Raw genomic sequence first — 25160 nt, 5'->3', positions numbered from 1 at the left:
GAGGCAATGCCAGTTGGGGCGTCGCTTTAACTGACGTGCGAGAGGCTGATGTCGCCCAGGATCCTTAGTGATGGGTGAAACCGGATGAACCGGCGCCGATGCTGGCGTTGGCCGCCTGATCGACAGCGGCGTCGAGCTCACGGCGTTCCACCTTCGGTACCTCGGAATCCGGCAGGCGCATGTAACTGGCTACCAACGCGCCCAAGCGCTGCGCATCCGTTCGGGACTGACCTGTTTTCGACCAGGAGGGGAATTTCAAGGTCAGGGTGATGTCTTTGGTGATGACTTCTACGGTGGTTGCCTTGTCGCTCTGGTCTGATCTGCGTACATAGCGGATGTCGTCGACGGCAAGCTCGGTGTCGATCGCGCCCACCCGCCGCAGGGAATCCTGTTTGGTGATGAGGACGCGTTGGTCGGTCACCACGACCCAGCCGGAATCGAGGAAGGGCAGGTTCCAGCGGGAGCAGGATGCGTCACCCAATGCGAGGACCCGCTCACCGGCCCTGAGGCGCAGGGGCAGGATGCGCTCGAGCTCACTCGGGACTTCGCCTTCGAACACGAGGATCGACGGTAGAACTAGGGGTTCTGGCTCCTTCGGAGTGTCCTCTCCTCTGATGGAGACCAGGGCCTGTTGCAACTGCCGCACGAGGGCAGTCGCGTCCTTCGCGGCACGGGACGTACTGCCAATCTTGATGGTTCTCTTTCCGGGAAGTTCGCTGATGACGGCGAACTCTCGGCTGAGCTGGTCGAGCAGCCAGTCAGTCTCGTCCAGTGTCTTCGCATGCAAGGACTTCGCGTTCGACACTAAAGTCCTCAACAACATCTCGTCCTGTGAATTGGACTTCGCGCTCTTGAGCAAGTGGCCAGCGCGCAACGCGTCATAGACAAACCAGGACGCTTTTGCCAAGAGAAGTGCATGAATATCCGCGACGATCGCCTGCCCGTGATCAGTCAAGTACTGCTGGCGCTCCTTGTGGCCCAGCTTTGATTCGAGTTCTTTGGCATGCCGTCGAACGGCCGTCTCGTAGAAATCCCATTGGTTCGAGAGCTCCCCTTGATAGCCGCGAATCTCCTCAAAAACGGCGCTTGTCACCTCTCCGATCTGACGAGCGTGACCCAGCTCCCGTATGAGCGTTTTGTGGTACCCGATGACGGTCGACAACTCCTTCTGCCGCACGAGTTCCATCACCTTGGAGGTGAGTTCGATGTTGTGCTGGGCAACGTTGGCGATCTGATTGAGCTGGACTTGGATCGCCATCAAGGTGAGCGCCTGGCCCATCGAGGCGATGACCGATGTCGCCGTCGCTGCAGACGCGGGCAGCCACCGCACGGCAGTGCCGAATCTTCCAGGGACGCCGAGCGTGCCCAGATTCCACCCGTCCTTGACCACGGGCGTCATGGTTTTGAGGGCCTCCAGCGTTTGGGGAGCCAACCGCACAAGGCCTTGCGCTTGCATGGCACCATTCACTCCCTGAGCAGCGACGTTGCCCGCGGCGACCGACCTCGCAACGACAGCCGACATCGCAGAGCGAGTCGCAGTGTCGATCAGGGTGAACGGGACGACCTCCAGGCCCTCGGGCACATGATTACCGAACAGCACTGCGAGGCCGTTTTCGATTTCGACCAGCGTGGCCACGGGCCCTGCCCCGCCGTCAGTGCTGACAAGACTAGTTTCTTCGCTAGATGCGGTGTCCGGTTCCGGCACAATCTCGTCGCTCATCTCAGTTCCTTTGTTTGCAATGCACCCTACGGGTAGGTACTTCGCCTGAGACCCCCCGCCAACAGCCATGCTATCGATTCCCTGACCCTCGCCCTCCTGCGCGAGGCGCCCACCCGGCAACCTCTTCTATGCAGCAGGCATGGAGTTCTGCGTATTGCCACCTCGAATGAGGCGACCACACTCTCCGAACTCGCGCGGGAACTAGGTGGGCTGAGCCGAAAAGAGGCTGGAGCGACTTCAACGGCTATAGCCCGGCTTACTCCTGACCACACGCACCAGCGTCTCGCGGGTTCAACATTGCCCTGCTCAGCTGTCTTGGGTAGGTCTAGACCGGTTCCACAGAACGAGCCGGCCAGCATTGATCGTCAGCCAGCAGCGCGCGAACGGTAGCGAACTGCTGCGCCCAACTGACCAAGTCGGCGAGCTGCATTAAGGTTTCGCCCCGGTTGATTCGGACGACACGGTCATAGGTCATCCCGGGGGGAGGCGACGGCGTCGAATCCTGATCCGGCTCTCGCCTTGTGAGGAAGGCCTCCAAGCTGAGGCCCTGGGCGAGCACCGCCTCTCGCACAGCGTTCGCGACCTGGTGCTGTAATTGGGCCGCCAGAAATCGAGGATCAGCTGCATCCACCCCGGGCGCGGGGCGAAGCGGGGCAGATGATTTGCCGAATTGCTTACGGAAATCCACCAAGTTGCGTGGCTCGTATTTGAACCCACCGGGCACTCGTTGATGAATCATGCCTTCAGGCTAATCAATGTGAAACGAATTTATCACCCCCCAGTAGCATTAAACCACTAAATACAGGGTAAATATCTCTAAGATTTAAAGTGATTCCCCGTCTCGCACGTGCAACTCGCATGCACCGGTGCGCATAGAACAGGCTGTGAATACATATTTCGATCAGTCGTCAGTTCGGCCCATCAGAATAGGCCGGCCACAGCGTGGCCTTCAGGCCGAGCTCCAACCTGGCGAGGGTGGACGTGTCCGGCCAAGACATCCCATTGAGAACGGTGCCGATGCTCGCCCGGTCAACGCCGGTCTCACGGGCAACCTCGCGAATACTGCGGCTGCCCATGGCGTCCCGCAGGTTCAGCACGAATTGCCGCGCTATCTCAGCGACAGGGTCGTCGCTCCGCGTCGTCGGCCAATTGACACACAGCTCGTGTGGGGTGACACGAGATGGGCGCGGACTCATGCCAAAAGCTTATCCGCCCACATCGGCTCGTTCGCCAATTCTCCGAATGAGGACATCTGTGCTTTACTGAGTGGCTGCAGTTACAGCCAATTGAGTGAGGGGGTGCGCAAGACCATGACCAAATACAAACCCCAGCGCGCTTCCACCGAATGGCCGGCTATTGAATCGTTCGTCAAAGATGCCTGTTCCCTTGCCGCCCCACACACCAGCTACGCCGCCTCGATGCTCCTGACGGTCACGAGCGCCTACGCGCTCTGGTGCGTGACCGTTCAGGGGTGGCCGTTGCAAACCGACGTAATCTTTAGCCGCCAAGCCATCGACATGTACTGCACCCAAGAGAGTCCCACGCGTTCAGAGGGCACCCGCCGCAATTACCGCGCCATTTTGATGCGCGTGTCTGAGGTGGTGGCACCGGAAGAGCACCCCGATGCCATGACCCCGCTGGCCCGAAAACGAGTCGCGGAACCGTACAGTGCGCGCGAAATGGAAGAATTCTCCCTCTGGGCACTCGGCCAAATCACCGCAGAGAAGCGCCGTCGAGCAATGCTTATGCTCGTGCTGTGCGCCGGTGCCGGGCTCCGCCCGAGCGATGTGAGCACGATTTATCCTGATGATGTCCTTGTCGATGCGCTGGGCATCGTTTTCACCATCCACGGCACCAACCCGCGCAACGTGCCCTTGCTCCGCCAGTGGGAGGAGTGGATGGTTGCGATTCTGGCGCAGGCCCCACGCGAGATTCCTGTGTGGGGTCCCACCAACACCATCCGCGCGAGCAACCTGCTGTCCAACTTCACGCAATACACCGTGGGGCTCCGGCCCCGTAGCGACAGACTGCGCGCCACGTGGATCGTCGCGCACCTCCGGGCCGGCACCCGCATGAAAGAACTCACGCGCGCCCTCGGCGTCGAGAAGTTCGAACACCTCCCGCGCTACTTGGAACACGTTCAAACTCTCGACACTCCCCGGTACCGAGCTGAGCTTCGAGACGCGGTCAGCCAGTGAGCGCGCCGACCAACGATGCCGCCCTGCTCGAGCAACGGATGCAGTCCACGTTCGGGATGACCCGTTTGGATTACACGCGCGAACGCGCCCGCGGCCCCGTCTCGCGCGCCTACCTGAACAACGCCATTCGCATCGTTGACAGCTCGGGCGTCGTCACGAAACTCACCGAGTGGAGACGAACGCGATTGAAATCTAACGCCGGCGTAAAACCAACCATTCCGTTCCGCGCCGTCCTCGTCCTTTTCGTCCTGCACGTTCAACTGGGCTATGGCATCAATTACCACCGCATCGCAGAAACCCTCGATGTTCACTTCCGCGCCGAAGAATTCGCCCTGCTCGGCATCCGCAACCTCCCCGGCGACCACACTGACTGGTACCAGCGTCTCTGGCGCTCGGCCAACCGCATGATGGCCCTCATTGACCCGTACCCCGGTCCCCGAAACAGGCGACTGAAACCGAAGGCCTATGCGAAACTGCTCGCGAAACAGGCAAAGCCCAAGGCGCTACGAAAGTCGGAACGCAACCTAGAGCGCCTCGACTGGCTCTGCGAACAACTCCTCCACGCCAGCGTTCGGATGCTCCCCGCCGACATCTGGGCCAAGTACCACGGCAACATCGCCATCGACGCAACCCTGATTCCGGGAACCGGACGGCCCAACCCGACAGACCCAACCATGCGACGTGGCAATGCAGACTCCCACTCCGGCCGGTACCGCCGCGAAGGCAGTCACGGCGGCCTCGGAGCCAAAACCGACAAGGCCGGCTACGAACTCGAAATCAGCGTCATGGTGTGGGATAAACCCGGCCAGAACATGGTGTTCCCCTCGCTCATTACTTCTGTTGGTTTCCACCGCCCGGGAGAAATCATCGGCCACGGCGCCAAACTGGTCGACTCCCACCAACGGCTGGGCTTCACCGGCGGCCTCGTCATCGTCGACCGCGCCTACAACGGCGAAAAGGCCCGAAACTTTCAAATTCCCGTGCGGCTTCGCGGCTGCGAACTCGTCATCGACTACAAGAAGAACGACCTCGGCCTCCAAAACCAGTGGAAAGACCTCATCCTCGTCGACGGCAACTGGTACGTCACCTATATGCCGCAGAACCTCATCGACGCCACCAAGAACTACAACACCCGCGAGGCGAACCCTCTCGGCCCGAAGAAGCCGCGCCGCCTCATCGACAAAAAGACCTACACGACCTACCTCGAAAACCGCGCGGCCTACCGGATGAAGCCCAAAGGCCTCCCCGACAAAGACGGCTTTCAACGCTTCCTCTACCCGACCCCCGGCAGCTACATGGCCATCGACCGGGCCAGCGGCAAACGCGTCGCCAAACCGTCAACACCGGTCAGCGTCACCATCCCGCTCGACGCCGGAGCCCCCGCCGAACGCAACCGCGACCCCCGCCTCGCCGTCAAGCACCTGCAGAAGTTCGCTTACAAGTCCGAGGAGCATCGCAAGCACTTCGGCATGCGCAGCCTGGTCGAATCCGCCAACAAAACCCTCAAAGGCAAGAACTTCGAAGACCTCGCCAACGTCAGCAAACGCTCCGGCCGCGGCTTCGCCTTTAACTACCTCGCCGCGACCCTCGCCGCCGTCTCCTCGAACCTGCGCAAAACCTACGACTTCTTCGTGAAGGCCGCCGAACTCGACCTCGGCGAGAAGCTGTCCCGCGAACGCCGCCGCAAAGAAGCCACCGGAACACCGCTAAGCGCCCACAGCGCGTTACCGGCCCTGGCCCCACCGCAGTAACAACGGCCGCCACCTACTCCAGCACTTACCACCCGCGCACCGAAAGCTTCAGCCTGCCGCCTCGCAGGCCTTTTCCTATTTAAAAGGTCGACGCCGCCTCAACCGACCAGATCGGCCCCGCCAGCACCGTTAAAAACCGAAGGCCGGCCGAGTATTTCTACTCAACCGGCCTGTTCGCTTGGATTTCATGAAAACGAGACTTCAATTTCCTGAAACACCCGCAGTGCGCGAGAGGGGACTTGAACCCCTACGTCCTTTCGAACACTGGCACCTGAAGCCAGCGCGTCTGCCAATTCCGCCACTCGCGCGAACTTAGGAATGCTAACACTGTGAGGGGGGTCAGCGCCATTCGACGGCGCGTCGCGTGTGCGAATGGTGCCACTCCTGCGTGACCGCGCCACCTGCCGGTCGCCGCACCAGCTCTAGCGGGCGCGGTCACCGCCAACGGGCGCGGTGACCACTGGATGCCGTCGCTTGGCCCGGCCGCGCCGCATCCGCTTCACCGAAAAAGTCCCACGGAATGGCCATAATGGGTGCGGAATTCGGTCCGGGAGCCTCCGCGGGTAGTATGGCTGTTCGTGCCGTTTGCGCCCCCAAGGTGGGTTGTCACCCGAGACAAGTAACATGCTCATAGCCAAGCGGACCGGATCGGGAGACCTGTGGGCATACTGGATAACTTTGAAAAGGGCTTGGAGCGCGCCGTCAACGGAGCGTTCGCCAAGACCTTTCGATCGGGCTTGCAGCCGGTGGAGATAACCTCCGCGCTGCGTCGTGAGCTCGACACCAAGGCCGCTGTAGTCGCGCGGGATCGCATCCTCGCGCCTAATCGCTTCACCGTGCGCATGTCCCACACCGACTACGCCCGCATGAGCGCGCTCGGCGTCACCCTCATCGACGAGCTCACCGCCCTCGTGCAAAAGCACGGCACCGAACAGCGCTACCAGTTCACCGGCGGCATCACGATCACCCTGCAAGACGACCGCAGCCTCAGCGAGGGCATGGTGCAGATCGACTCCAGCTCGGTCAAGAGCACCGTCGCCTGGACGCCGGTGCTCGACATCAACGGCACCAGGCACCCGCTGGTCAAGGCCCGAACCGTGATCGGGCGCGGCTCTGACGCCGACATCACCGTCGACGACACCGGCACCTCCCGTCGCCACGTCGAAATCCTTTGGGACGGCGCCCGCGCCCAGGTGCGCGACCTCGGCTCCACCAACGGCTCGCAGCTCAACGGCGCCCCGGTCAGCCAGGCCATCCTCGAGCCCGATTCGATCGTCACCATCGGCCGCACCCGCATCGTCTTCCACGTGCTCGCCCAGGTCTCACCAGACTCCCGCGAGTACCCGCGCGCCGCACCACCGGCCGATCCGCCGACCGAACGCCACGACATGGGCGGATTCTGGGGGCCGAACGCATGAACGTCAGCGAACTGACCCTGCTGGTGCTGCGCATCGGTTTTCTGCTCCTGCTCTGGATGTTCATCTTCGGCATCGTCTACGCTCTGCGCAGTGACCTGTTCGGCCAGCGCGTGCGCAAGATGAAAACGGATGCCGCCGCATTCCCGGCATCCGCTGTCCCCGCTGCCGTTCCCGTCACTGTCCCGGCTGCCGCTGACGCCTTCACCGCGCCGGTCGCGCGCGCCAGCCCGAATCCAGATGCACAGGCTGGAATGGCAACCGCCCAGAACACCACCCGCCTGGTCATCACGAGCGGCCCGAAGGCCGGCACCGAGTTTCCGCTGGGCACCGAAACCATCACCATCGGCCGTTCGAGCGACTCCAGTCTGGTGATCCGCGACGATTACACCTCCACGCACCACGCACGTCTCATGCTCTGGAACGACGAGTGGATGCTGCAAGACCTGGATTCCACCAACGGCACCTTTCTGGCCGGCTCCCGCGTCACCGTTCCGACCAAAATTCCCCTGAACGCCACCGTGAAGATCGGCGCCACCAGCTTCGAGCTTCGGCGGTAGGTCATGGCGACTGTCAGTCATAGCGCAGCCGCGTCTCACGTCGGCAAGATTCGCTCCAACAACCAGGACTCCGGGTACGCCGGACGGAGCCTGTTTGTGGTCGCCGATGGCATGGGCGGCCACGCCGGCGGCGACGTCGCGTCGTCGATCGCCACCAAGCGCATCATCGAGGCCGACAAGCCCTACGCGAGCGCGCAGGACGCCGAGTTCGCCCTGCAGGCCGCCCTGATCGGTGCCAACGCCCAGCTGGCCGAAACGGTCTTCGAACACGCCGAACTGACCGGCATGGGCACGACCGTGAGCGCCATCGTGGTGCTCGAGAACGAGGTCGCGATCGCCCACATCGGCGACTCGCGCATCTACCTGCTGCGCGACAACGAGTTGTCCCAGATCACCATCGACCATACCTTCGTGCAGCGTCTGGTCGACAGCGGCCGCATCACCGAGGCCGAAGCCATGGTGCATCCGCGTCGCTCCGTGCTCATGCGCGTACTCGGCGACGTCGAAGCGAGTCCCGAAATCGACACCTCGATTCTCGCCACGACCGCCGGCGACCGCTGGCTGCTCTGCTCCGACGGCCTCACCGGCGTCGTCTCGCACACCAATATGGCCTCCGCCCTGGCGAGCGGTGCCAACGCGCAGGATGTCGCCGACCTGCTCGTGAAAGAGAGCCTCGACGGCGGCGCCCCCGACAACGTCACGGTCGTCATCGTCGACATCGGCGCGGGCGACGGCTCAGCGCGCACAGACACCCCGGTCATCGTCGGTTCCGCCGCGAATCCGCTCGCCTTCGGTGAGGAACCCGGCCGCAACCGTGCTCTGCGCATCCCGGCCCTCCGCCTGCACCCGGTGCGCGAAACCCACTTCGAACCCGATTCGCAGGACTATCTGTCGGAATTGATCGAAGAGGATGCCCGCCGCGCGCGCCGCCGCAAGGTCACCTGGCTGGTCGGCGTCATTCTGCTGGTGCTCAGCATCGTCACGACCACGATCATCGGCTACCAGTGGACTCAAACCCGCTACTTCGTGGGCGTCGACGGCTCCAGCGTCGCTATCTACCAGGGCGTACAGCAGGACATCGGCCCGATCAAGCTCTCCAGTGTTTACGAAGACACCGACATTAATCTGTCCGACCTGCGCGTCTACGACCGTCAGCAGGTGGAACAAACCATCAACGCCGGCTCCCTCGCCGACGCCCTGGCCATCATCGAGCGGCTGAAGGGAGCAATCGTTGAGTAAGGCATCCACTCAAACGGCGCGCCCGGCGGTGACCGAGCCGGTGCGTCGGCTGCACCTGCCCCAGAAACTGCGCAACCTCGAACTGTTCCTGCTGCTGATCGCGTGCTTCATCAATGCCAGCGCGGTCGTGCTCGTGCAACTCGGTGCCCTCGGCGAGTTGGATCCGACCCTCGTGCTGCTTGGCGCCGGCCTGTCGGCCCTGGTGATCGGCCTGCACATCGTGCTGCGCTTCGTCGCCCGCGATGCCGACCCGTTCATTCTGCCGATCGCCACGGTGCTCAACGGCATCGGCATCGCCATGATCTACCGCATCGATATCGCCGACAAGCAGGGTGGCTGGGAGAGCGCCGCCGTTCGTCAGACAGTGTGGAGTGCCCTGGCCATTTTCAGCGCCATCGTCGTGCTGCTGGTTATTCGTAACCATCGCGTGCTGTTTCGCTATACCTACATTGCTGGTCTCGTCGGTGTGCTCCTGCTCTTTCTGCCGCTCGTGCCGGGCCTCGGCAAGGAGGTCAGCGGCGCCAGGGTCTGGATTAGCTTCGGTAATTTCGGCACCTTCCAGCCCGGTGAGATCGCCAAAATCGCCCTCGCCGTGTTCTTCGCCGGCTACTTGGTGCGCAACCGCGACAGTCTTTCCATGGTCGGCAAGAAAATTCTCGGCGCCCGGTTTCCCCGCTTTCGCGACCTGGGCCCGATTCTCGTTGTCTGGGCTCTGTCGATGTCGGTCATTATCTTTCAGCGCGACCTCGGCACGGCTCTGCTTTACTTCGGCCTGTTCCTGGTCATGCTCTACCTCGCCACCGGTCGACTGAGCTGGGTCATCCTGGGCATGGGCCTATTCCTCGGCGGAGCCCTGATAGCCAGCCAAACCCTCAACTACGTCAACGGCCGCTTCACCAACTGGCTAGACGCCCTCAACCCCGCTGTCTACGACGCCAAAGGCGGCAGCTTCCAGCTGGTACAGGGGCTGTTCGGCCTTGCGAAAGGGGGCCTGCTCGGCACCGGCTGGGGCCAGGGGCGCCCGGAGATCACCCCGGTCCCGCAGAGCGACTACATCATCGCAAGCCTCGGCGAGGAGCTCGGGCTCGCCGGAATCTTCGCCATTCTCGCCCTGTACCTTCTGTTCGTGGCCCGCGGTTTCCGCATCGGCTTCGCCGGGCAGGATGACTTCGGCAAGCTGCTCGCTGTCGGCCTCGCCTTCGTCGTGGCTTTGCAGTGCTTCATCGTGATCGGCGGTGTCACCCGGGTCATTCCGCTGACCGGTTTGACCACCCCCTTCTTGGCCGCTGGCGGCTCATCACTCGTCGCCAACTGGATCATCGCGGCCCTGCTCCTGCGGCTCTCCGACACCGTGCGCAACCAACCCAGGCTGGTGGTCTAAGTGAACCGCGAACTCAAGCGCGTCAGTATCGTCGTGATGCTGATGTTCGTCGCCCTGCTCAGCTCAACCTCGGTCGTGCAGGCCTTCCAGGCCGACAATCTGTCGGCCGACCCGCGCAATACCCGCACGCTTTACGACAGCTACCAGGTTGAGCGCGGCGCCATCCTGGTTGCCGGCGAACCGATCGCACAGTCAATGCCGGCCGACGACGACTACAAATTTCTGCGCACCTATACCAATCCAGAGTTGTACGCGCCGATCACCGGGTATATCCCGATCAACGGCGAACCGACCGGCCTCGAGTTCGCTCTCAACGCCGAACTCACCGGCAACTCCAACTCGCAGTTCTTCGACAAGATCAGCGCCCTGGTCACCGGCCAGGACCCGAAGGGCGCAGCCATTGAGGTCACCATCGATCCCGTCGCCCAGCAGGCAGCCTGGGATGCCCTCGGCGACTACACCGGATCGGTCGTCGTCACCGAGCCCGCCACGGGCCGCATCCTGGCGATGGTCTCCAAACCAGGCTTCAACCCAAATCTGCTCACGGTGCACAACAACGCTGAGGTCACTGCGAGCTACGACGCCCTCCTGGCCGACCCGAACGACCCGCTGATCAATCGGGCGATCAATTCGCTCAACCCTCCCGGATCGATATTCAAACTCGTCGTTACCACGGCCGCGCTCGAATCGGGCAAGTACACCACGGAGAGCACTTTTCCGAACCCTTCCGTCTACACTGCGCCCGGCACAACGAGTGAGATCGAGAACTCCAGCGGCGGAACCTGCGGCGCCGGCGAGACGGTCACCCTCGCCACCGCTCTGCGGCTGTCCTGCAACATCCCGTTCGCTGAACTCGGCCTCGAGCTGGGCGACACGGCCATTCGTGAGACGGCCGAGAAATTCGGTTTCAACAGCAACTACAGCATCCCGATGAACGTCAGCGAGAGCGTCTACCCGCGCGGGCTCGACGATCCGCAGACGGCGCAGTCGGCGTTCGGCCAATTCGATGTTCAGGCGACGCCGCTGCAGATGGCCATGGTGAGCGGCGCCATCGCGAACGGCGGTGTCGTGATGGCCCCCAACCTGGTGCAGGAAATTCTCGCGCCCAACCTCAGCGCCCTCGAAACCTTCAAACCGGTCGAACTTGGGCGGGTGATGAGCGAGGAAACTGCCGCGACGATCACCGCGATGATGATCAATGGCGTTCAGGATGGAGCGGCAAGCAATGCAAGAATAGACGGGGTTGACGTGGCGGGAAAAACAGGCACGGCTCAGAACGGGTCAACCGATCCATTCACTTTGTGGTTCACCGGATTCGCACCGGCGAACGACCCGCAGTATGCCATTACCGTTCTCGTTGAGAACGGTGGGGGAATGGGACAAACCGGGTTCGGCAACCTTCTTGCCGCACCTGTCGCACAGGAAGTACTAGAGGCGGTGCTTAACAAATGAGACCCACAGCTGGCCTCACCTTCGGGGGACGATACGAGCTGCAGTCGCGCATTGCGATTGGCGGCATGGGCGAGGTGTGGAAGTCCACCGACCTCGTCATCGGGCGCAGTGTCGCCATCAAGATTTTGAAGGACGAGTACCTTGGCGACCCGGGCTTTCTCGAGCGTTTTCGCGCCGAAGCCCGCCACGCCGCTCTCGTCAACCACGAGGGCATCGCGAATGTCTTCGACTACGGCGAAGAAGACGGCAGCGCCTTCCTCGTCATGGAACTCGTTCCCGGCGAGGCCCTCTCGACCATTCTCGAGCGCGAACACGTGCTGCCGACCGACAAGGTGCTCGACATTGTCGCGCAGACCTCGGCTGCGCTGCACGCCGCCCACGCGGCGGGTCTGGTGCACCGCGACATCAAGCCGGGCAACCTGCTCATCACCCCCGAGGGCCGGGTCAAGATCACCGACTTCGGTATCGCCCGCATCGCCGACCAGGTGCCGCTCACCGCGACCGGTCAGGTCATGGGCACCGTGCAGTATCTCTCGCCCGAACAGGCCAGCGGACACCCGGCGTCCCCGACCACCGACATCTACTCCATCGGAATCGTCGCCTACGAGTCCCTCGCCGGCCGACGTCCGTTCACGGGCGAGTCGCAGGTCGCCATCGCCATGGCACAGATCAACGAGATCGCGCCAGACCTGCCGGTAACCGTGTCAGAGCCGGTACGCAACCTGGTCTTCGCCTGCCTGGCCAAGAACCCGGCCGACCGGCCGGCGTCCGCTGCGCACCTGGCGCGCGCGGCATCCGCTCTGCGTCGTGGTGACGTGGCCGCGGCCGCCGTAGCCGTGCCATCCGTTCTGGGCGGCCTCTCGGCCACCAGCGCCACCATGCTCATGCCCGGTGCCGGTAACGACCAGGCGACCACCATCCTTCCGGCCACCGGTGCGCCCATCACACGGGCATCCGCTGCCGCGGCCGCCGAGGCGGAGAAGAAGAAGCGCAGCAAGTGGACCTGGCCGCTGATTGCCCTCGTCGCCCTGCTCGTGATCGTGCTCACCGGCACGCTCATTGCGCTGTTCACCCAGAACAACGAGACTCCGGTGCCGGCGGAGACGTCGGCGACGCCGTCGACCACGCCGACGCCGTCTCCCACACCGACGCCGACCCCGACACCCACCCCAACCCCCACCAACACCTCGGTCAATCCCGACGACTTCATTGGCAAGCCGAGCGCCGAAGCCGCAGCCTTGCTCGTCGACATGGGCTTCCGGTCCAACGTTGTCACGGGTAATGCCGCCGAGACCAGCGACAGCGTCGATAAGGTCTATCGGGTGAACCCCACCGGCCCGGTTCCGGCTGGCACTGAGGTGGTCCTCACCGTCTATGGGCCCGTTGCATTGCCGAGCACGCCGACATCAGCCCCGACCGTCACTTCTACACCCCCAGTGCTCGAAGGGGATTCGGTAACCATTAATTGGAGCGCGCAGACCTGCCCCACCGGCCAGACATTGTCGGGCTATAAGGTCGTCGCTGAAGGTGGCGGAGCCGTCGTCGCCGCTGACGGCCTCACTGCCGCGACAGTCACTACGACGACCGTGACCGCGGGCAACGCACCCTTCACGGTGAAGTTCAGCTACTTCTGCGGCCAGGTCGGCTCCGATTTCTCGCCGTCGTCTGAATCTGTAACAGTCACGCCGACAGTCGGGTAACTCTCTCCATGCCGTGCGGTAAAGTAGCCCACACTGTGTCCAACCCGAACACAGTGTCTGATTGTGGGGGAGTGCTGTAGTGCCTGACTCTGGTCGTTTGATCGCGGGTCGCTATCGGGTCGGTGCCCTGCTCGGCCGTGGCGGCATGTCCGACGTGCACATCGGCACCGATTCCCGGCTTGGCCGCACGGTGGCGATCAAGCTGCTGAAGTCCACCCTCGCGGCCGACCCGGCGTTTCGCACCCGCTTCCGCCAGGAGGCACAGGCCGCAGCCCGCATGGCTCACCCGACGATCGTGCGCGTTTTCGACGCCGGCGAAGAGACCGTCACCGATGAGTCCGGCCATGACTCGCAGATTCCGTTCATCGTCATGGAACACGTCGACGGTCGGCTGCTCAAGGACATCATTCGCGAAGGTCCGATCGAGGCCGCCGAGGCCGTGCGCATCATCGACGGGGTGCTGACCGCCCTCGAGTATTCCCACCGGGCTGGCGTCGTGCACCGCGACATCAAGCCGGGTAACATCATGATCACCAAGTCCGGCCAGGTGAAGGTGATGGACTTCGGCATCGCCCGTGCAATCTCCGACTCCGCCACGACCGTGGCCCAAACCACCGCGATCCTCGGCACCGCCGCCTATTTCTCCCCCGAGCAGGCCAAGGGCGAGTCCGTCGATGCGCGCACCGACCTGTACTCAACCGGTGTGGTTCTCTTCGAAATGCTCACCGGCCGCCTGCCGTTCCGCGGTGATACCCCCGTGGCCGTCGCCTACCAGCACGTCAGTGAGACGCCGGTCAAGCCGTCCGCGATCAACCCCCGGGTGTCGCCAGCCCTCGATTCTGTTGTGCTGCACGCCCTGGCCAAGGACCGCTTTGCCCGCTACCAGAGCGCCGTCGAGTTTCGCAACGATGTCGAAACCGCCGGGTCCGGCCAGATCCCCATCCATCATGCCGGCGAGGAGATCGGTACCGGACTGTTCGGCGCCGCGCCCACTGCCATCACCGGCTCGGCCCTGGCCCTCAAACAACTCTCCGAAGACCAGACCATGGTCCGCACGCAGCGGCGCCCTCCGGTGATCTGGGTCTGGGCCGGAATCGTCTGCGTCGTCGTCATTGTCGTGGCAGTGATGATCTGGGTGGCGAATCTGCAACCCTCGGTGGAACTGCCCGACAGTTCACGCCAGATCCCCTCGCTCACCGGCGAGACCTACGATGATGCCCAGAACACCCTTCTCGACCTGGATCTTGCGGCCACGCGTGCCGAAGAGTCGAGCACCACGGTGCCCGCCGATCAGGTCATTCGCACCGACCCGCCAGCCGACACCATCGTGAACCCCTCCGACGTGATCAAGGTCTTCGTCTCCACCGGTCCAGTGCCAGTCGTCGTTCCCGACGTCCTTAACCAGCCCATAGCGGATGCCCAGGCCGCGATCGAAGCGCTCGGTTTCGTTTCCGGGTCGGTCACCACCGAGAACTCGCCGACCGCGGCCGCCGATGTCGTCATGCGCACCGACCCGGCGGCAGCATCCTCACAATTCGCCGGGGACACGATCAACTACACCGTGTCGAGCGGGCTCGTCACGCTCGAGGATCTCACCGGTCAGTCGCTCGTCGCCGCGATCGATCTGGTCAGCAGCAATGGTCTCGCGCCCGTCTCCAAGCCTGACCCCACCTGCGCTCAGGAGTCCGGTTCCCCGATCAAGGCTCAGTCCCTGGCACCCGGCGATGTCCCCCAGCGTTCCGACATCACCCTCACCTACTGCTCCGGCTCCTAACCCCCTCCCGCTTCTTGGACGGGGCCCGGGCCCGGACCGTGGGCCCAGTTTATAAACTAGGCCCACGGACGGGGCCTGGGCCCCGTCCAGAAAAAGACGGTTAGGTGAGGCGCAGCAGCGGGTGCAGCGACTTCGCCGTCTCCTGGGCACCCTCGAGTCCGGTCATGGCCAGCCAATTGCCGAGCATGCGGTAGCCACCCTCGGTCAGCACTGATTCCGGGTGAAACTGCACGCCCAGAATAGGAGCGGATGTGTGGCGCAGCCCCATAATGACGCCGCCCTGCGTGCGTGACGTCACCACGAGGTCACTCGGAACGGTCGACGCGACGACGGCAAGCGAGTGGTACCGTGTGGCCGTGAACGGCTGCGGCACGCCCTCATAGAAGTCGCTGTCGTCGTGCGTGATGAGTGATGTTTTGCCGTGCATCAGTTCTTCGGCGTTGGTCACCGTGGCTCCGAAGGCCTCAGCGATGGCCTGGTGCCCGAGGCACACGCCAAACAGCGGCAGTTCGGCCGCCAGTGCCGCCTCAACCACGGCAATGGAAGCACCGGCATCTGACGGTTTACCGGGACCCGGGGAGATCAGCACGCCGTCGTAGTCGGCGATACGGGAGGCCGCATCCGCTTTCTCGAAGGAGTCGTTGCGCACGACCTCGGTCTCAGCGCCGAGCTCCATGAGGTACCCGTTGAGGGTATACACAAAGCTGTCGTAGTTGTCGATCACGAGAATACGGGTCATGGGCCGCCCACCGTCGCTTCCTGGCTGTTGAGCATTCCGTCGATCCAGGGGTACACCCAGGTGGCCAGCACGGCGAGTACCGCCAGTAGCAGGATCAGAATCAGAATGATGCGCACCCAGATTGGTCCGGGAAGAACTCGCCACAGTACTGCGTACATGAAAGCCTCCTAGCCCTGGGCTGCGATGATTGGTGCGAGTTCAGCCGGAGCGCCGGCCGAGAGCGGATGCCACGATTCGAACACGCCGTAGGCAATGATACGTTCCGCAGTGGAATACAACGGGTTACAGCTGGTCAGGGTGATGATACGGTCGACCGCGCTGGCATCGGGATGGTTTGGAACGGATGCCAGCACCTGCACCTGTGACGGCGCCACGTATTCCATATCGCGATACCGGTAGGTGTAATAGCCGTCCGCAGTCTGCACATAGATGGCGTCCCCGAGCTGGAGTTCATTGATCAGGTGCATGCCGCCGCCGAAGGCGCTGCGATGGGCGGCGATGGCGAAGTTGCCCACCTCGCCGGGCATCTGCGTACCGTCGTAGTGCCCAATTCCGAGGCGGTTGCTGTTCAAGACATCGTGGCCGGTGCCCTCGGCAATGGTGCGGTGATAGTCAGCGCCGAATCGCGGCACATACAACACGGCAAAAGCCTTGGCATTGGCTGGGGCGGTGGCCACGATCGGAGCTCCGTAGTCAACGGGAGCCGGTTCAGCGTTCGGTTCGGCCGGGTCAGTGCTCGGAACGGGCTCGGGCGTCGCAGTGTCCTGGTCGATCCAGTCCTGGCTGATCGCACTGGCAGCTGAGGACTGCGAGTTGGCCATGATCATGTCATTCCACCAGAGCTGCCAACCCAGGAACAGTAAAACGAGTGCACCGGCGGTGATGAGCAGTTCACCCAGAACGCCGACGACGGTGATTTTGCCCGATTTCACCCGGCGCGGACGCTTAGTGACACTCTCGACGGAATCGTCTGCCTGGGGACACATACTGCAAGTCTACCGACCTGAGAGGGACCCGTAGCCCGCGTCAAATCCACTCAAACAGGCGAAGACGCTAGGATCGCAGAATGGCACGTAAGAATCCCCGCACCCGGCCCGCCCGCACCGACGTTGCCCGCTCGAACGAAGACGCGCCCAACGCCGTCTGGTTCAAGCCGGTCATGTTCGGATTCATGCTGCTCGGTCTGGCCTGGATCATCGTGTTCTACATCAGCGGCAGCCAGCTTCCCATCGCGGGACTTGGCGCCATGAACATTCTGGTCGGCTTCGGAATCGCCTTCATCGGCTTTCTGATGACGACGCGCTGGCGCTAGTTCAGCGCCAAATCGGGCACTAACCAGTCACACCCGAACGGTGAGCCGTTACCGCCCGGTTACCGTCAGGTAATAACACGGGTAATAACACCGGTGTAATTATCCCCATGTGGATAGACCTGTGGATAACTCGCCGCGTGAGGCGGTCGGCTGGCTAACCCACGAAGAAACGCGCGAAGCTGAGCAGCACCAGTACTGCGGCGAACGCGGCGATCAGCCCAATCTGCAGCGACTTCTGGCGGATGCGCCTGGTCTGCACGAAGATTAAGCCGAGCACCGCACCGCCGATGATTCCGCCGACGTGCGCCTGCCAGGCAATATTCAGTCCCGGAATGAATCCGATCACGAGGTTGATACCGACCAGCACGAGTAACTGGGTAGCATTGCCGCCGAGTCGGCGTTGAATCACCAGGAACGCGCCCATCAAGCCGAAGATGGCGCCGGATGCCCCCACTACCGGCGTGGTGGGACCGGACATAAACAACACCCCGAGGGAACCGGCCAGCGCGCTCAGCAGGTAGAGCGCCAGGTAGCGTCCGCGGCCCAGTAAAGATTCCAAAAGCTGGCCGAAGATCCACAACGTGTACATATTCAGCAGCACGTGGAAGATGGAGCCGTGCACGAGGGCCGTGGTGAGCATGCGCCAGGGCTCAAAGCTGCCGGGATAGGAGTAAGCCCCGGCGTACCAGAGCAGACCAGTGACCTGACCCCCGAATACAAACTGCAGCAGATAAAAGACGATGGTAATTCCAATAATGGAATAGGTCACCGTGGGCTGCCCGCTGCCGGCCAGTCGGGTGAGCACCGCCGGCTTGGTGCGGGGCGCGTTCTTGCGCTGTTCTTTCATGCACTCCGGGCAGATGACCCCGACGGCAGCCTGGGTCTGGCACTCCGCGCAGATGGTGCGACCGCAACGCTGACACAGAATGAAGCTCTGCCGCCCCGGATGGCGGTAGCAAAAATTCGCCGCCGAAGCCGGCAGATCACTCATCTTCTGTGCAGAGGTACTGGTTAGACGTTCTCGACGGAGACACTCTCGATGGAGACGTCCTCGAGGGGGCGGTCCCGACCATCGGTTGCGACGGTGGCGAGCTTGGCGACGATTGCGCGGCTGGCCTCGTCTTCGACGGCACCGAAGATGGTGTGCTTTCCCTGCAGCCAGGTGGTCGGAACAACCGTGATGAAGAACTGCGAACCGTTCGTGCCGTGGCCGCCCTGAATTCCCGCGTTGGCCATGGCGAGCACATACGGCTGGGTGAAGTCGAGGTCGGGGCTGATTTCATCGTCGAACTGGTAGCCGGGGCCACCGGTGCCCTGGCCGAGCGGGTCGCCGGCCTGAATCATGAAGTCTTTGATGATGCGGTGAAAGATCGTGCCGTCGTAGAGCGGCGTGGTGGAGGCGACGCCGGTGGCGGGGTGCTTCCACTCGATATCGCCGGTCGCGAGGCCGACGAAGTTCTTGACCGTCTTCGGCGCGTGATTGCCGAAGAGGTTGACCTTGATCGGTCCGAGGGTGGTGTTCAGGGTGGCGACAGCAGTGTGCTTAGACATACATCGATTCTTGCACAGCTGCCTCGACCAAATCGGATTGCCGCTACCCGCTCCCAGTGCATTCGCTGGCAACTCGTCGATTGGGTGGCAAGATGGGCACTCAGTGGCAAGATAGAGACACATTCGCCACACGACATCGATGGAGGGTCTAGATGAGCCTGTCACGCAAGCGCCGCAAGGAACTCACTCGGCTGCGCAAAAGCGCAGACGAATTATGGAGCCACCAGCAAGAAGTATTGGAACGAGCGAACGTCCTCGCTCGTCAGGCCGGTCATCAGGCCGGAATCCTCGCGCGCGAAGAAGTGGGTCCGCGAGTACGCGAGAGCTATGACCACTACGTTCGCCCGAGCGTGAACGCCACCCAGGAAGCTGCCGACGGCGTGCGCCGCCGCGTCGTCAACGATGTTCTCCCCGGTATCGGTACCGCCATCGGCACGGTCATGTCCGTCGGTGACGTCGCCCGCGACGCCCGGGTGCGCGCCGCACTGGGTCGACTCCGGCTGCAGAAGCCGGTTGTGGTCGAACCTAAGGGGCCGGGAGCTGGGACCTACTTCGCCCTCGGTCTGGCCGTGGTAGCCGCCGTAGGCGTCGCCTACGCGGTCTGGCAGACCTTTCGTGCCGACGACGAGCTCTGGGTCGCCGATGACGAGGTCGAACCCGCCGCGCAGCAGGAAGACTAAACCAGACGCTCACCAGCTCGTGCAGGGCCCGCATCCATCGGATGTGGGCCCTGCGGCATTTACGGCGGCCGTGGCCGAGACGCCCTGCTGGGGGCTGCACACGCGACATTCCAGCGGATGCCCGGCGCTGGTCCCTCACGCAGGCGGTGGAGTCGCGGGCTGAGACAGAAACGATCGGGACAAAAGAATGGCCCGTCCGAAGACGGGCCGTTCACCTGTTTGTGGAGCCACGGGGAATCGAACCCCGGACCTCCTGCTTGCAAAGCAGGCGCTCTACCAATTGAGCTATGGCCCCCTTACCCGACCGGTACAGATTGATAAACCGGTAAAGACGGGTGAGAACTGGTGAATCTGGTGCTGCGTGGGGATACCGGGATTTGAACCTGGGACCTCTTCATTATCAGTGAAGCGCTCTAACCAACTGAGCTATATCCCCCTCTTGGGCAGATTGAAGACTACCGGAATCTGGCCGGAACCTGAAATCGAGTCACCCTCCAGCTGGAGAATCACCGTGATTTTGGGCTACGAGGGCTGTTCCGGGGTGAAACAGCCCTCGATCGTGCGTGTGAAGTGATTAATTATTGGTGAAGCCGACGAGCAGACCGCCGGTGATTTTGACGCTCAGGTTGTAGAGCACGGCGTAGATGGCACCAAGGGCGGTGATTACAACCATGTTCAGAACCGCCACGACGACTGCAAAGCCCATGACGTTGCCGATCGAGAGAATGGCGGCCAGGTCGGCCGATTCTCCCGCTACCGTGGCGTACAGGTCGTCGACCTTGGTCAGTACCTCGGTTTGTACCAGCACCGTGTAGGTCAAGAAGGTAGCCACGATCGTGACGATCGCGAGGCATACTGCCACCAGGAACGACAGCTTCACGCTCGACCAGAAGTCGACGTAGACCAATTTGAGGCGAACCTGCTTGCTGGCGGTCTTGCGAGTGGATTTCTTGGCGAGCTTTTCTGCGACGCTACTCATTCGGTGTCTCTACTTTCCCTGAATCCGCGTTCGGAACCGCGCCATCTGCAGCACTGGTGTCGACGCTACCAGCCGTGGCATCGGCATCCGCTGCGCCCTCTTCGTCCGTGGCGACCAGATTTCGTTCGATGTTTTTCGCGATTGAAATGATTCGGTCTTCATCCGCGAACTTCGCGAACACAACGCCCATCGTGTCCCGGCCCTTGGCTGGAACCTCGGCGACGTCAGAGCGTACCACCTTGCCGCTGGCAAGAACCACGAGGACCTCGTCCTCGGGGTTCACGATCAGCGAGCCCACCAGGTCACCGCGGTCGTCGTTGAGCTTGGCCACCTTGATACCCAAACCGCCGCGATTCTGCAGCCGATATTGGTCAGCGGCGGTGCGCTTGGCGTAACCGCCCTCGGTCACCACGAAGACATAGCCGTCGTCATTGATAACGGATGCGTCCAGCAGGGTGTCCTCGCCGCGGAAGTGCATTCCGATCACGCCGGACGTGCTTCGGCCCATCGGGCGCAAGGCCTCGTCGGTGGCGGTGAAGCGAATCGACATGCCCTTGCGAGAGACCAGCAGCAGATCGGAATCATCTTCGACCAGCAGCGCGGAGACGAGCTCGTCGCCCTCACGCAGCTTGATCGCGATGATGCCGCCGGTACGGTTGGTGTCGTACTCGCTGAGAGCGGTCTTCTTGATCAGGCCATCGCGGGTGGCGAGGGTCAAATACTGGGCTACCTCGTAGTCCCGAATATCGAGAATCTGCGCGATTTCCTCGCCCGGCTGCAGGGCGAGCAGGTTGGCGACGTGCTGACCCTTGGCGTCGCGCCCGGATTCCTGAGCCTCGTAGGCCTTGGCCCGGTAGACCCGGCCGGTGTTGGTGAAGAAGAGCAGCCAGTGATGCGTCGTGGTGACGAAGAAGTGTTCGACCACGTCGTCGGCGCGCAGTTGGGCGCCCTTGACGCCCTTGCCACCGCGGTGCTGGTTGCGGTAATTGTCGCTGCGGGTGCGCTTGATGTAGCCACCCCGGGTGACGGTGACCACCATCTCCTCTTCGGGAATGAGGTCTTCGATCGACATGTCGCCGTCGAAACCGAACATGATCTCGGTGCGGCGGTCATCGCCGAACTTGGCGGTGATCTCGGCGAGTTCTTCGCTGATGATCGTGCGCTGACGCTCGGGGCTGGCCAGAATCGACTTGAACTCGGCGATCTGCAGTTCGAGCTCGGCGGCCTGGTCGATGATCTTCTGACGTTCGAGGGCGGCCAGGCGACGCAGCTGCATGGTGAGAATAGCGTCGGCCTGCAGTTTGTCCACGTCCAGCAGGGCCATGAGGCCTTCGCGGGCGTCGTCGACCGTGTTGGAGCGACGAATGAGCGCAATTACATCGTCGAGTGCGTCCAGCGCCTTGAGGTAACCGCGCAGAATGTGGGCATCCGCTTCGGCCTTGTTCAGGCGAAATTGGGTGCGCCGAACGATGACTTCGATCTGGTGGGCGACCCAGGCCGAGATGAAACCGTCGAGGGAGAGCGTGCGGGGCACGCCATCAACGATGGCGAGCATGTTGGCGCCGAAGTTCTCCTGCAGCTGAGTGTGCTTGTACAGGTTGTTCAGCACCACCTTGGCAACGGCATCGCGCTTGAGCACGATGACGAGGCGCTGGCCGGTACGACCACTGGTCTCATCGCGAATGTCCGCGATGCCGGTGATCTTGGCGTCCTTGACCAGGTCGGCAATCTTGATCGCCAGGTTGTCCGGGTTCACCTGGTAGGGCAGTTCGGTGATCACGAGACAGGTGCGACCCTGAATCTCTTCGATGCTAACGACGGCCCGCATCGTGATCGAGCCACGACCGGTGCGGTAGGCATCCTGAATTCCCTTGACACCGAGGATCTGCGCGCCGGTAGGAAAATCAGGGCCCTTGATGCGCGCGATCAGCGCTTCGAGCAGTTCTTCGCGGTCGGCGTCGGGGTGGTCGAGATACCACTGGGCACCGGCAGCGACCTCGCGCAGGTTGTGCGGCGGAATGTTGGTGGCCATACCAACAGCGATACCGACCGAGCCATTGACCAAAAGGTTCGGAAAACGGGCCGGCAGCACGGTCGGCTCGAGCGTGCGCCCGTCGTAGTTGTCCTGAAAGTCGACGGTGTCTTCGTCGATATCGCGCACCATCTCGAGGGCGAGCGGGGCCATCTTTGTTTCGGTGTATCGCGGCGCAGCGGCACCGTCATTACCGGGGGAACCAAAGTTTCCCTGGCCCAGGGCGAGCGGATACCGCAGGCTCCACGGCTGGACGAGACGCACCAGCGCGTCATAGATCGAGGAATCACCGTGCGGGTGGAACTGACCCATCACATCGCCGACGACGCGAGCGCACTTCGAGAACGCCTTGTCTGGCCGGTAACCGCCGTCGAACATGGCGTAGATCACGCGGCGGTGTACCGGCTTCATGCCGTCACGCACGTCGGGCAGCGCACGTCCGACGATAACGCTCATCGCGTAATCGAGGTAGGAACGCTGCATTTCCAGCTGCAGGTCGACCTGGTCGATCTTGCCGTGCTGCACGAGGTGGGCTGCCGCAGCGGCCGCGGTTGCCGCCGTCTCTTCGGCGTCGGGCTGGCCCGTGGTGTCGTCAGATGTCAAGGAAACGCACGTCCTTCGCGTTTTTCTGGATGAAGTTGCGTCGTGATTCGACGTCTTCACCCATCAGGGTGGAGAAGATTTCGTCGGCGGATGCCGCGTCGTCCAGGGTGACCTGCAGGAGAGTGCGGGATTCGGGGGCCATGGTGGTTTCCCACAGCTCCTTGTAGTCCATCTCGCCGAGGCCCTTGTAGCGCTGGATTCCGTTGTCCTTCGGGATACGCTTGCCGGCGGCGGCACCATCGGCGAGGAGGGCGTCGCGCTCGACGTCGGAGTACACATACTGGTGCGGCGAGTTGCTCCACTTGAGCCGGTAGAGCGGCGGCTGGGCCAGATACACGTAGCCGAGGTCGATCAACGGGCGCATGTAGCGGAACAGCAGGGTCAGCAGCAGGGTCGTGATGTGCTGCCCGTCGACGTCGGCGTCGGCCATCAAAACAATCTTGTGGTAACGCACCTTGTCGGGGTTAAACTCTTCACCGATACCGGCACCGAACGCGGTGATCATGGCCTGCACCTCGTTGTTGCCGAGCGCACGGTCGAGCCGGGCCTTCTCCACGTTGAGGATCTTGCCGCGCAGCGGAAGAATCGCCTGCGTTTCGGGGTTACGACCCTGTACGGCCGAACCGCCGGCCGAGTCACCCTCCACGATGAAAATCTCAGAAATCGAGGGGTCTTTGCTCTGGCAGTCTTTGAGCTTGCCCGGCATGCCGCCACCCTCAAGCAGTCCCTTGCGGCGCGCGGTTTCACGAGCCTTGCGGGCTGCCATGCGAGCGTTGGAGGCCTGCAGGGATTTGCGAATGATCTCGCGTGCCGGGTTCGGGTTGCGGTTGAACCAGTCGGTGAGCTGGTCGTTGGCGACCTTCTGCACGAACGACTTCGCCTCGGTGTTGCCGAGCTTGGTCTTGGTCTGGCCTTCGAACTGCGGTTCGGCGAGTTTGATCGATACGACCGCGGTCAGTCCCTCACGCACGTCATCGCCGGTGAGGTTGTCATCCTTTTCTTTCAGGATGCCCTTCTCCCGCGCGTACTTGTTCACGAGCGTGGTCAGAGCGGCGCGGAATCCCTCTTCGTGCGTGCCACCCTCGTGGGTGTTAATGGTGTTCGCGTAGGTGTGCACGCTCTCGGTGTATGCCGTGGTCCACTGCATGGCCACTTCGAGGGCCATTTTGCGCTCGTGATCTTCCCACTCGAACGAGATGATCTCGTCGTTGACGAGGTCGGCCTTCTTGGCACGGTTCAGGTATTCGACGTAGTCGACGAGACCCTGGTCGTATTTGAAAGTGTTGCTGACGGCTTTGCCGTCGTCGGTTCGGTGGGCTTCACGCTCGTCGGTGAGAGTGAGGCGCAGGCCCTTATTGAGAAAGCCCATCTGCTGAAAACGTGCGCGCAGGGTCTCGTAGTCGAACTCGATCGTTTCGAACGTTTCAGCACTCGGCCAGAATGTGATGGTCGTGCCGGTTTCGTCGTTGGCCTCTCCCTGCTCGAGCGGAGCGTTCGGAACACCGTTGGCGAAACTCTGGCGCCAGATGAACCCCTGGCGACGAACCTCAACCTCTAGGCGGCTCGACAGAGCGTTGACGACGGAGCTTCCGACGCCGTGCAGGCCACCGGAGACGGAATAGCCGCCACCGCCGAACTTGCCACCGGCGTGCAGTACGGTCAGTACGACCTCAACGGTCGACCGACCCTCTGCCTTGTGGATATCGACAGGAATTCCACGACCGTTGTCTTCGACGCGGATTGCTCCGTCGGGGAGAATACGAATGTCAATGGTGTCGCAGTGTCCAGCGAGAGCCTCGTCGACAGAGTTGTCGACGATCTCATAGACGAGGTGGTGCAGTCCGCGCGGTCCGGTGGACCCGATGTACATTCCGGGTCGCTTGCGAACAGCTTCCAGGCCTTCGAGCACCTGGATATCATCGGCACCGTATTCGTGCTCCGGCTCCCGCTCCGCCACGGCTGGGGATATATCTGGGGACGTGCGTTCGGGCGTCGGTTCAACTGTCATCTGAAATTAGGCTCCTGACCATCGCACGGGCGACCATTCAGTCTACCAAACGGGGGGAGAGCAACC

At 62.6% G+C, this 25160-nt stretch carries 22 protein-coding genes and 3 tRNA genes; 11 read left to right on the top strand and 14 right to left on the bottom strand.

Features of this window, described 5'->3' with window-relative positions; genetic code table 11:
• Positions 1-64: 64 nt before the first annotated feature.
• The 3 genes from CJ028_RS08240 to CJ028_RS08230 form a co-directional block, all read right to left on the bottom strand.
• On the bottom strand, positions 65-1720 hold the full coding sequence (locus tag CJ028_RS08240; RefSeq protein WP_105034774.1) for a hypothetical protein: 1656 nt from the start codon (positions 1718-1720) through the stop codon (positions 65-67).
• A 325-nt stretch (positions 1721-2045) separates the two neighbouring features.
• Entirely contained in the window at positions 2046-2459 is a 414-nt protein-coding gene (locus tag CJ028_RS08235) for a hypothetical protein (protein WP_105034773.1), read from the bottom strand.
• A 169-nt stretch (positions 2460-2628) separates the two neighbouring features.
• Positions 2629-2817, bottom strand: coding sequence for a helix-turn-helix domain-containing protein (locus CJ028_RS08230; protein WP_105034772.1), 189 nt, complete (start codon positions 2815-2817; stop codon positions 2629-2631).
• Between the two features lie 213 nt (positions 2818-3030).
• Between CJ028_RS08230 and CJ028_RS08225 the strand changes: the two genes are divergently transcribed.
• The gene (locus CJ028_RS08225) at positions 3031-3918 is read left to right on the top strand and encodes a site-specific integrase (RefSeq protein ID WP_129590423.1); all 888 of its coding nucleotides are present in this window, start codon (positions 3031-3033) and stop codon (positions 3916-3918) included.
• Positions 3915-5669 carry a hypothetical protein gene (locus CJ028_RS08220; RefSeq protein WP_105034770.1) on the top strand — a complete coding sequence of 585 codons (1755 nt, stop codon included), beginning with the start codon at positions 3915-3917 and terminating at the stop codon, positions 5667-5669. The genes CJ028_RS08225 and CJ028_RS08220 overlap by 4 nt, the downstream gene beginning before the upstream one ends.
• Positions 5670-5893: 224 nt before the next feature.
• Here the strand turns inward: CJ028_RS08220 and CJ028_RS08215 are convergent.
• A tRNA-Leu gene (locus CJ028_RS08215) sits at positions 5894-5977 on the bottom strand.
• Between the two features lie 351 nt (positions 5978-6328).
• Between CJ028_RS08215 and CJ028_RS08210 the strand changes: the two genes are divergently transcribed.
• The 7 genes from CJ028_RS08210 (at position 6329) to pknB (ending at position 15190) form a co-directional block, all read left to right on the top strand.
• Positions 6329-7087 (top strand): FHA domain-containing protein, encoded by a 759-nt coding sequence (locus CJ028_RS08210; protein WP_105034769.1) that lies wholly within the window; start codon positions 6329-6331, stop codon positions 7085-7087.
• The gene (locus CJ028_RS08205) at positions 7084-7644 is read left to right on the top strand and encodes an FHA domain-containing protein FhaB/FipA (protein ID WP_105034768.1); all 561 of its coding nucleotides are present in this window, start codon (positions 7084-7086) and stop codon (positions 7642-7644) included. The genes CJ028_RS08210 and CJ028_RS08205 overlap by 4 nt, the downstream gene beginning before the upstream one ends.
• 3 nt (positions 7645-7647) lie before the next feature.
• On the top strand, positions 7648-8883 hold the full coding sequence (locus CJ028_RS08200; RefSeq protein WP_105034767.1) for a PP2C family protein-serine/threonine phosphatase: 1236 nt from the start codon (positions 7648-7650) through the stop codon (positions 8881-8883).
• Positions 8876-10264, top strand: coding sequence for an FtsW/RodA/SpoVE family cell cycle protein (locus CJ028_RS08195; RefSeq protein WP_240607155.1), 1389 nt, complete (start codon positions 8876-8878; stop codon positions 10262-10264). The genes CJ028_RS08200 and CJ028_RS08195 overlap by 8 nt, the downstream gene beginning before the upstream one ends.
• Positions 10265-11716, top strand: a complete 1452-nt coding sequence (locus CJ028_RS08190; RefSeq protein WP_105034766.1) for a peptidoglycan D,D-transpeptidase FtsI family protein — start codon at positions 10265-10267, stop codon at positions 11714-11716. It begins immediately after the preceding gene.
• Positions 11713-13416, top strand: coding sequence for a protein kinase domain-containing protein (locus CJ028_RS08185; RefSeq protein ID WP_105034765.1), 1704 nt, complete (start codon positions 11713-11715; stop codon positions 13414-13416). Before CJ028_RS08190 ends, CJ028_RS08185 begins: the two co-directional genes overlap by 4 nt.
• Positions 13417-13495: 79 nt before the next feature.
• Positions 13496-15190 carry a Stk1 family PASTA domain-containing Ser/Thr kinase gene (gene pknB, locus CJ028_RS08180; protein WP_105034764.1) on the top strand — a complete coding sequence of 565 codons (1695 nt, stop codon included), beginning with the start codon at positions 13496-13498 and terminating at the stop codon, positions 15188-15190.
• 100 nt (positions 15191-15290) lie between these two features.
• Here the strand turns inward: pknB and CJ028_RS08175 are convergent, their stop codons facing one another.
• From CJ028_RS08175 to CJ028_RS08170, 3 genes are read right to left on the bottom strand one after another with little or no spacing between them, the layout of a single operon-like run.
• A complete protein-coding gene (locus CJ028_RS08175) occupies positions 15291-15929 on the bottom strand; it encodes an anthranilate synthase component II (RefSeq protein WP_105034763.1) in 639 nt (212 codons plus the stop codon).
• A complete protein-coding gene (locus CJ028_RS21080; protein ID WP_167395135.1) occupies positions 15926-16087 on the bottom strand; it encodes a hypothetical protein in 162 nt (53 codons plus the stop codon). The genes CJ028_RS08175 and CJ028_RS21080 overlap by 4 nt, the downstream gene beginning before the upstream one ends.
• A gap of 9 nt (positions 16088-16096) precedes the next feature.
• Positions 16097-16915: a class E sortase gene (locus tag CJ028_RS08170; protein ID WP_105034762.1), complete on the bottom strand. Its 819-nt coding sequence runs from the start codon at positions 16913-16915 to the stop codon at positions 16097-16099.
• A gap of 80 nt (positions 16916-16995) precedes the next feature.
• Here CJ028_RS08170 and CJ028_RS08165 point away from each other — a divergent pair, with 80 nt between their 5' ends.
• Positions 16996-17241, top strand: a complete 246-nt coding sequence (locus CJ028_RS08165; protein WP_105034761.1) for a cell division protein CrgA — start codon at positions 16996-16998, stop codon at positions 17239-17241.
• A 154-nt stretch (positions 17242-17395) separates the two neighbouring features.
• Here the strand turns inward: CJ028_RS08165 and CJ028_RS08160 are convergent, their stop codons facing one another.
• Together CJ028_RS08160 and CJ028_RS08155 are read right to left on the bottom strand one after the other, a co-directional pair.
• Positions 17396-18088 (bottom strand): rhomboid family intramembrane serine protease, encoded by a 693-nt coding sequence (locus tag CJ028_RS08160; RefSeq protein WP_240607154.1) that lies wholly within the window; start codon positions 18086-18088, stop codon positions 17396-17398.
• A gap of 164 nt (positions 18089-18252) precedes the next feature.
• Positions 18253-18792 (bottom strand): peptidylprolyl isomerase, encoded by a 540-nt coding sequence (locus CJ028_RS08155; protein ID WP_105034759.1) that lies wholly within the window; start codon positions 18790-18792, stop codon positions 18253-18255.
• Between the two features lie 152 nt (positions 18793-18944).
• Here CJ028_RS08155 and CJ028_RS08150 point away from each other — a divergent pair, with 152 nt between their 5' ends.
• Positions 18945-19472, top strand: a complete 528-nt coding sequence (locus CJ028_RS08150) for a hypothetical protein (protein WP_105034758.1) — start codon at positions 18945-18947, stop codon at positions 19470-19472.
• 222 nt (positions 19473-19694) lie between these two features.
• Here CJ028_RS08150 and CJ028_RS08145 read toward each other — a convergent pair.
• From CJ028_RS08145 to gyrB, 5 genes are all read right to left on the bottom strand, one after another.
• A tRNA-Ala gene (locus CJ028_RS08145) sits at positions 19695-19767 on the bottom strand.
• A gap of 67 nt (positions 19768-19834) precedes the next feature.
• Positions 19835-19908, bottom strand: a tRNA-Ile gene (locus CJ028_RS08140).
• A 138-nt stretch (positions 19909-20046) separates the two neighbouring features.
• Positions 20047-20451, bottom strand: coding sequence for a DUF3566 domain-containing protein (locus CJ028_RS08135; RefSeq protein ID WP_105034757.1), 405 nt, complete (start codon positions 20449-20451; stop codon positions 20047-20049).
• Positions 20444-23008, bottom strand: a complete 2565-nt coding sequence (gene gyrA, locus CJ028_RS08130) for a DNA gyrase subunit A (RefSeq protein ID WP_240607165.1) — start codon at positions 23006-23008, stop codon at positions 20444-20446. The genes CJ028_RS08135 and gyrA overlap by 8 nt, the downstream gene beginning before the upstream one ends.
• A 67-nt stretch (positions 23009-23075) precedes the next feature.
• On the bottom strand, positions 23076-25094 hold the full coding sequence (gene gyrB, locus CJ028_RS08125; RefSeq protein ID WP_105034755.1) for a DNA topoisomerase (ATP-hydrolyzing) subunit B: 2019 nt from the start codon (positions 25092-25094) through the stop codon (positions 23076-23078).
• Positions 25095-25160: the final 66 nt, after the last annotated feature.

Source organism: Cryobacterium aureum, assembly GCF_002954245.1.
GTDB lineage: Bacteria > Actinomycetota > Actinomycetes > Actinomycetales > Microbacteriaceae > Cryobacterium > Cryobacterium aureum.
Note: the sequence above shows the minus strand (reverse complement) of the source record. Positions and strands in the feature narration are given on the sequence as shown.

Excerpts from the sequence above, each read along its gene's own strand:
- CJ028_RS08240 (WP_105034774.1), bottom strand. The coding sequence starts at position 1,720 with ATGAGCGACGAGATTGTGCCGGAACCGGACACCGCATCTAGCGAAGAA.
- CJ028_RS08235 (WP_105034773.1), bottom strand. The coding sequence starts at position 2,459 with ATGATTCATCAACGAGTGCCCGGTGGGTTCAAATACGAGCCACGCAAC.
- CJ028_RS08225 (WP_129590423.1), top strand. The coding sequence starts at position 3,031 with ATGACCAAATACAAACCCCAGCGCGCTTCCACCGAATGGCCGGCTATT.
- CJ028_RS08205 (WP_105034768.1), top strand. The coding sequence starts at position 7,084 with ATGAACGTCAGCGAACTGACCCTGCTGGTGCTGCGCATCGGTTTTCTG.
- CJ028_RS08200 (WP_105034767.1), top strand. The coding sequence starts at position 7,648 with ATGGCGACTGTCAGTCATAGCGCAGCCGCGTCTCACGTCGGCAAGATT.
- CJ028_RS08185 (WP_105034765.1), top strand. The coding sequence starts at position 11,713 with ATGAGACCCACAGCTGGCCTCACCTTCGGGGGACGATACGAGCTGCAG.
- CJ028_RS08175 (WP_105034763.1), bottom strand. The coding sequence starts at position 15,929 with ATGACCCGTATTCTCGTGATCGACAACTACGACAGCTTTGTGTATACC.
- CJ028_RS21080 (WP_167395135.1), bottom strand. The coding sequence starts at position 16,087 with ATGTACGCAGTACTGTGGCGAGTTCTTCCCGGACCAATCTGGGTGCGC.
- CJ028_RS08170 (WP_105034762.1), bottom strand. The coding sequence starts at position 16,915 with ATGTGTCCCCAGGCAGACGATTCCGTCGAGAGTGTCACTAAGCGTCCG.
- CJ028_RS08165 (WP_105034761.1), top strand. The coding sequence starts at position 16,996 with ATGGCACGTAAGAATCCCCGCACCCGGCCCGCCCGCACCGACGTTGCC.
- CJ028_RS08160 (WP_240607154.1), bottom strand. The coding sequence starts at position 18,088 with ATGAAAGAACAGCGCAAGAACGCGCCCCGCACCAAGCCGGCGGTGCTC.
- CJ028_RS08155 (WP_105034759.1), bottom strand. The coding sequence starts at position 18,792 with ATGTCTAAGCACACTGCTGTCGCCACCCTGAACACCACCCTCGGACCG.
- CJ028_RS08150 (WP_105034758.1), top strand. The coding sequence starts at position 18,945 with ATGAGCCTGTCACGCAAGCGCCGCAAGGAACTCACTCGGCTGCGCAAA.
- CJ028_RS08135 (WP_105034757.1), bottom strand. The coding sequence starts at position 20,451 with ATGAGTAGCGTCGCAGAAAAGCTCGCCAAGAAATCCACTCGCAAGACC.
- gyrB (WP_105034755.1), bottom strand. The coding sequence starts at position 25,094 with ATGACAGTTGAACCGACGCCCGAACGCACGTCCCCAGATATATCCCCA.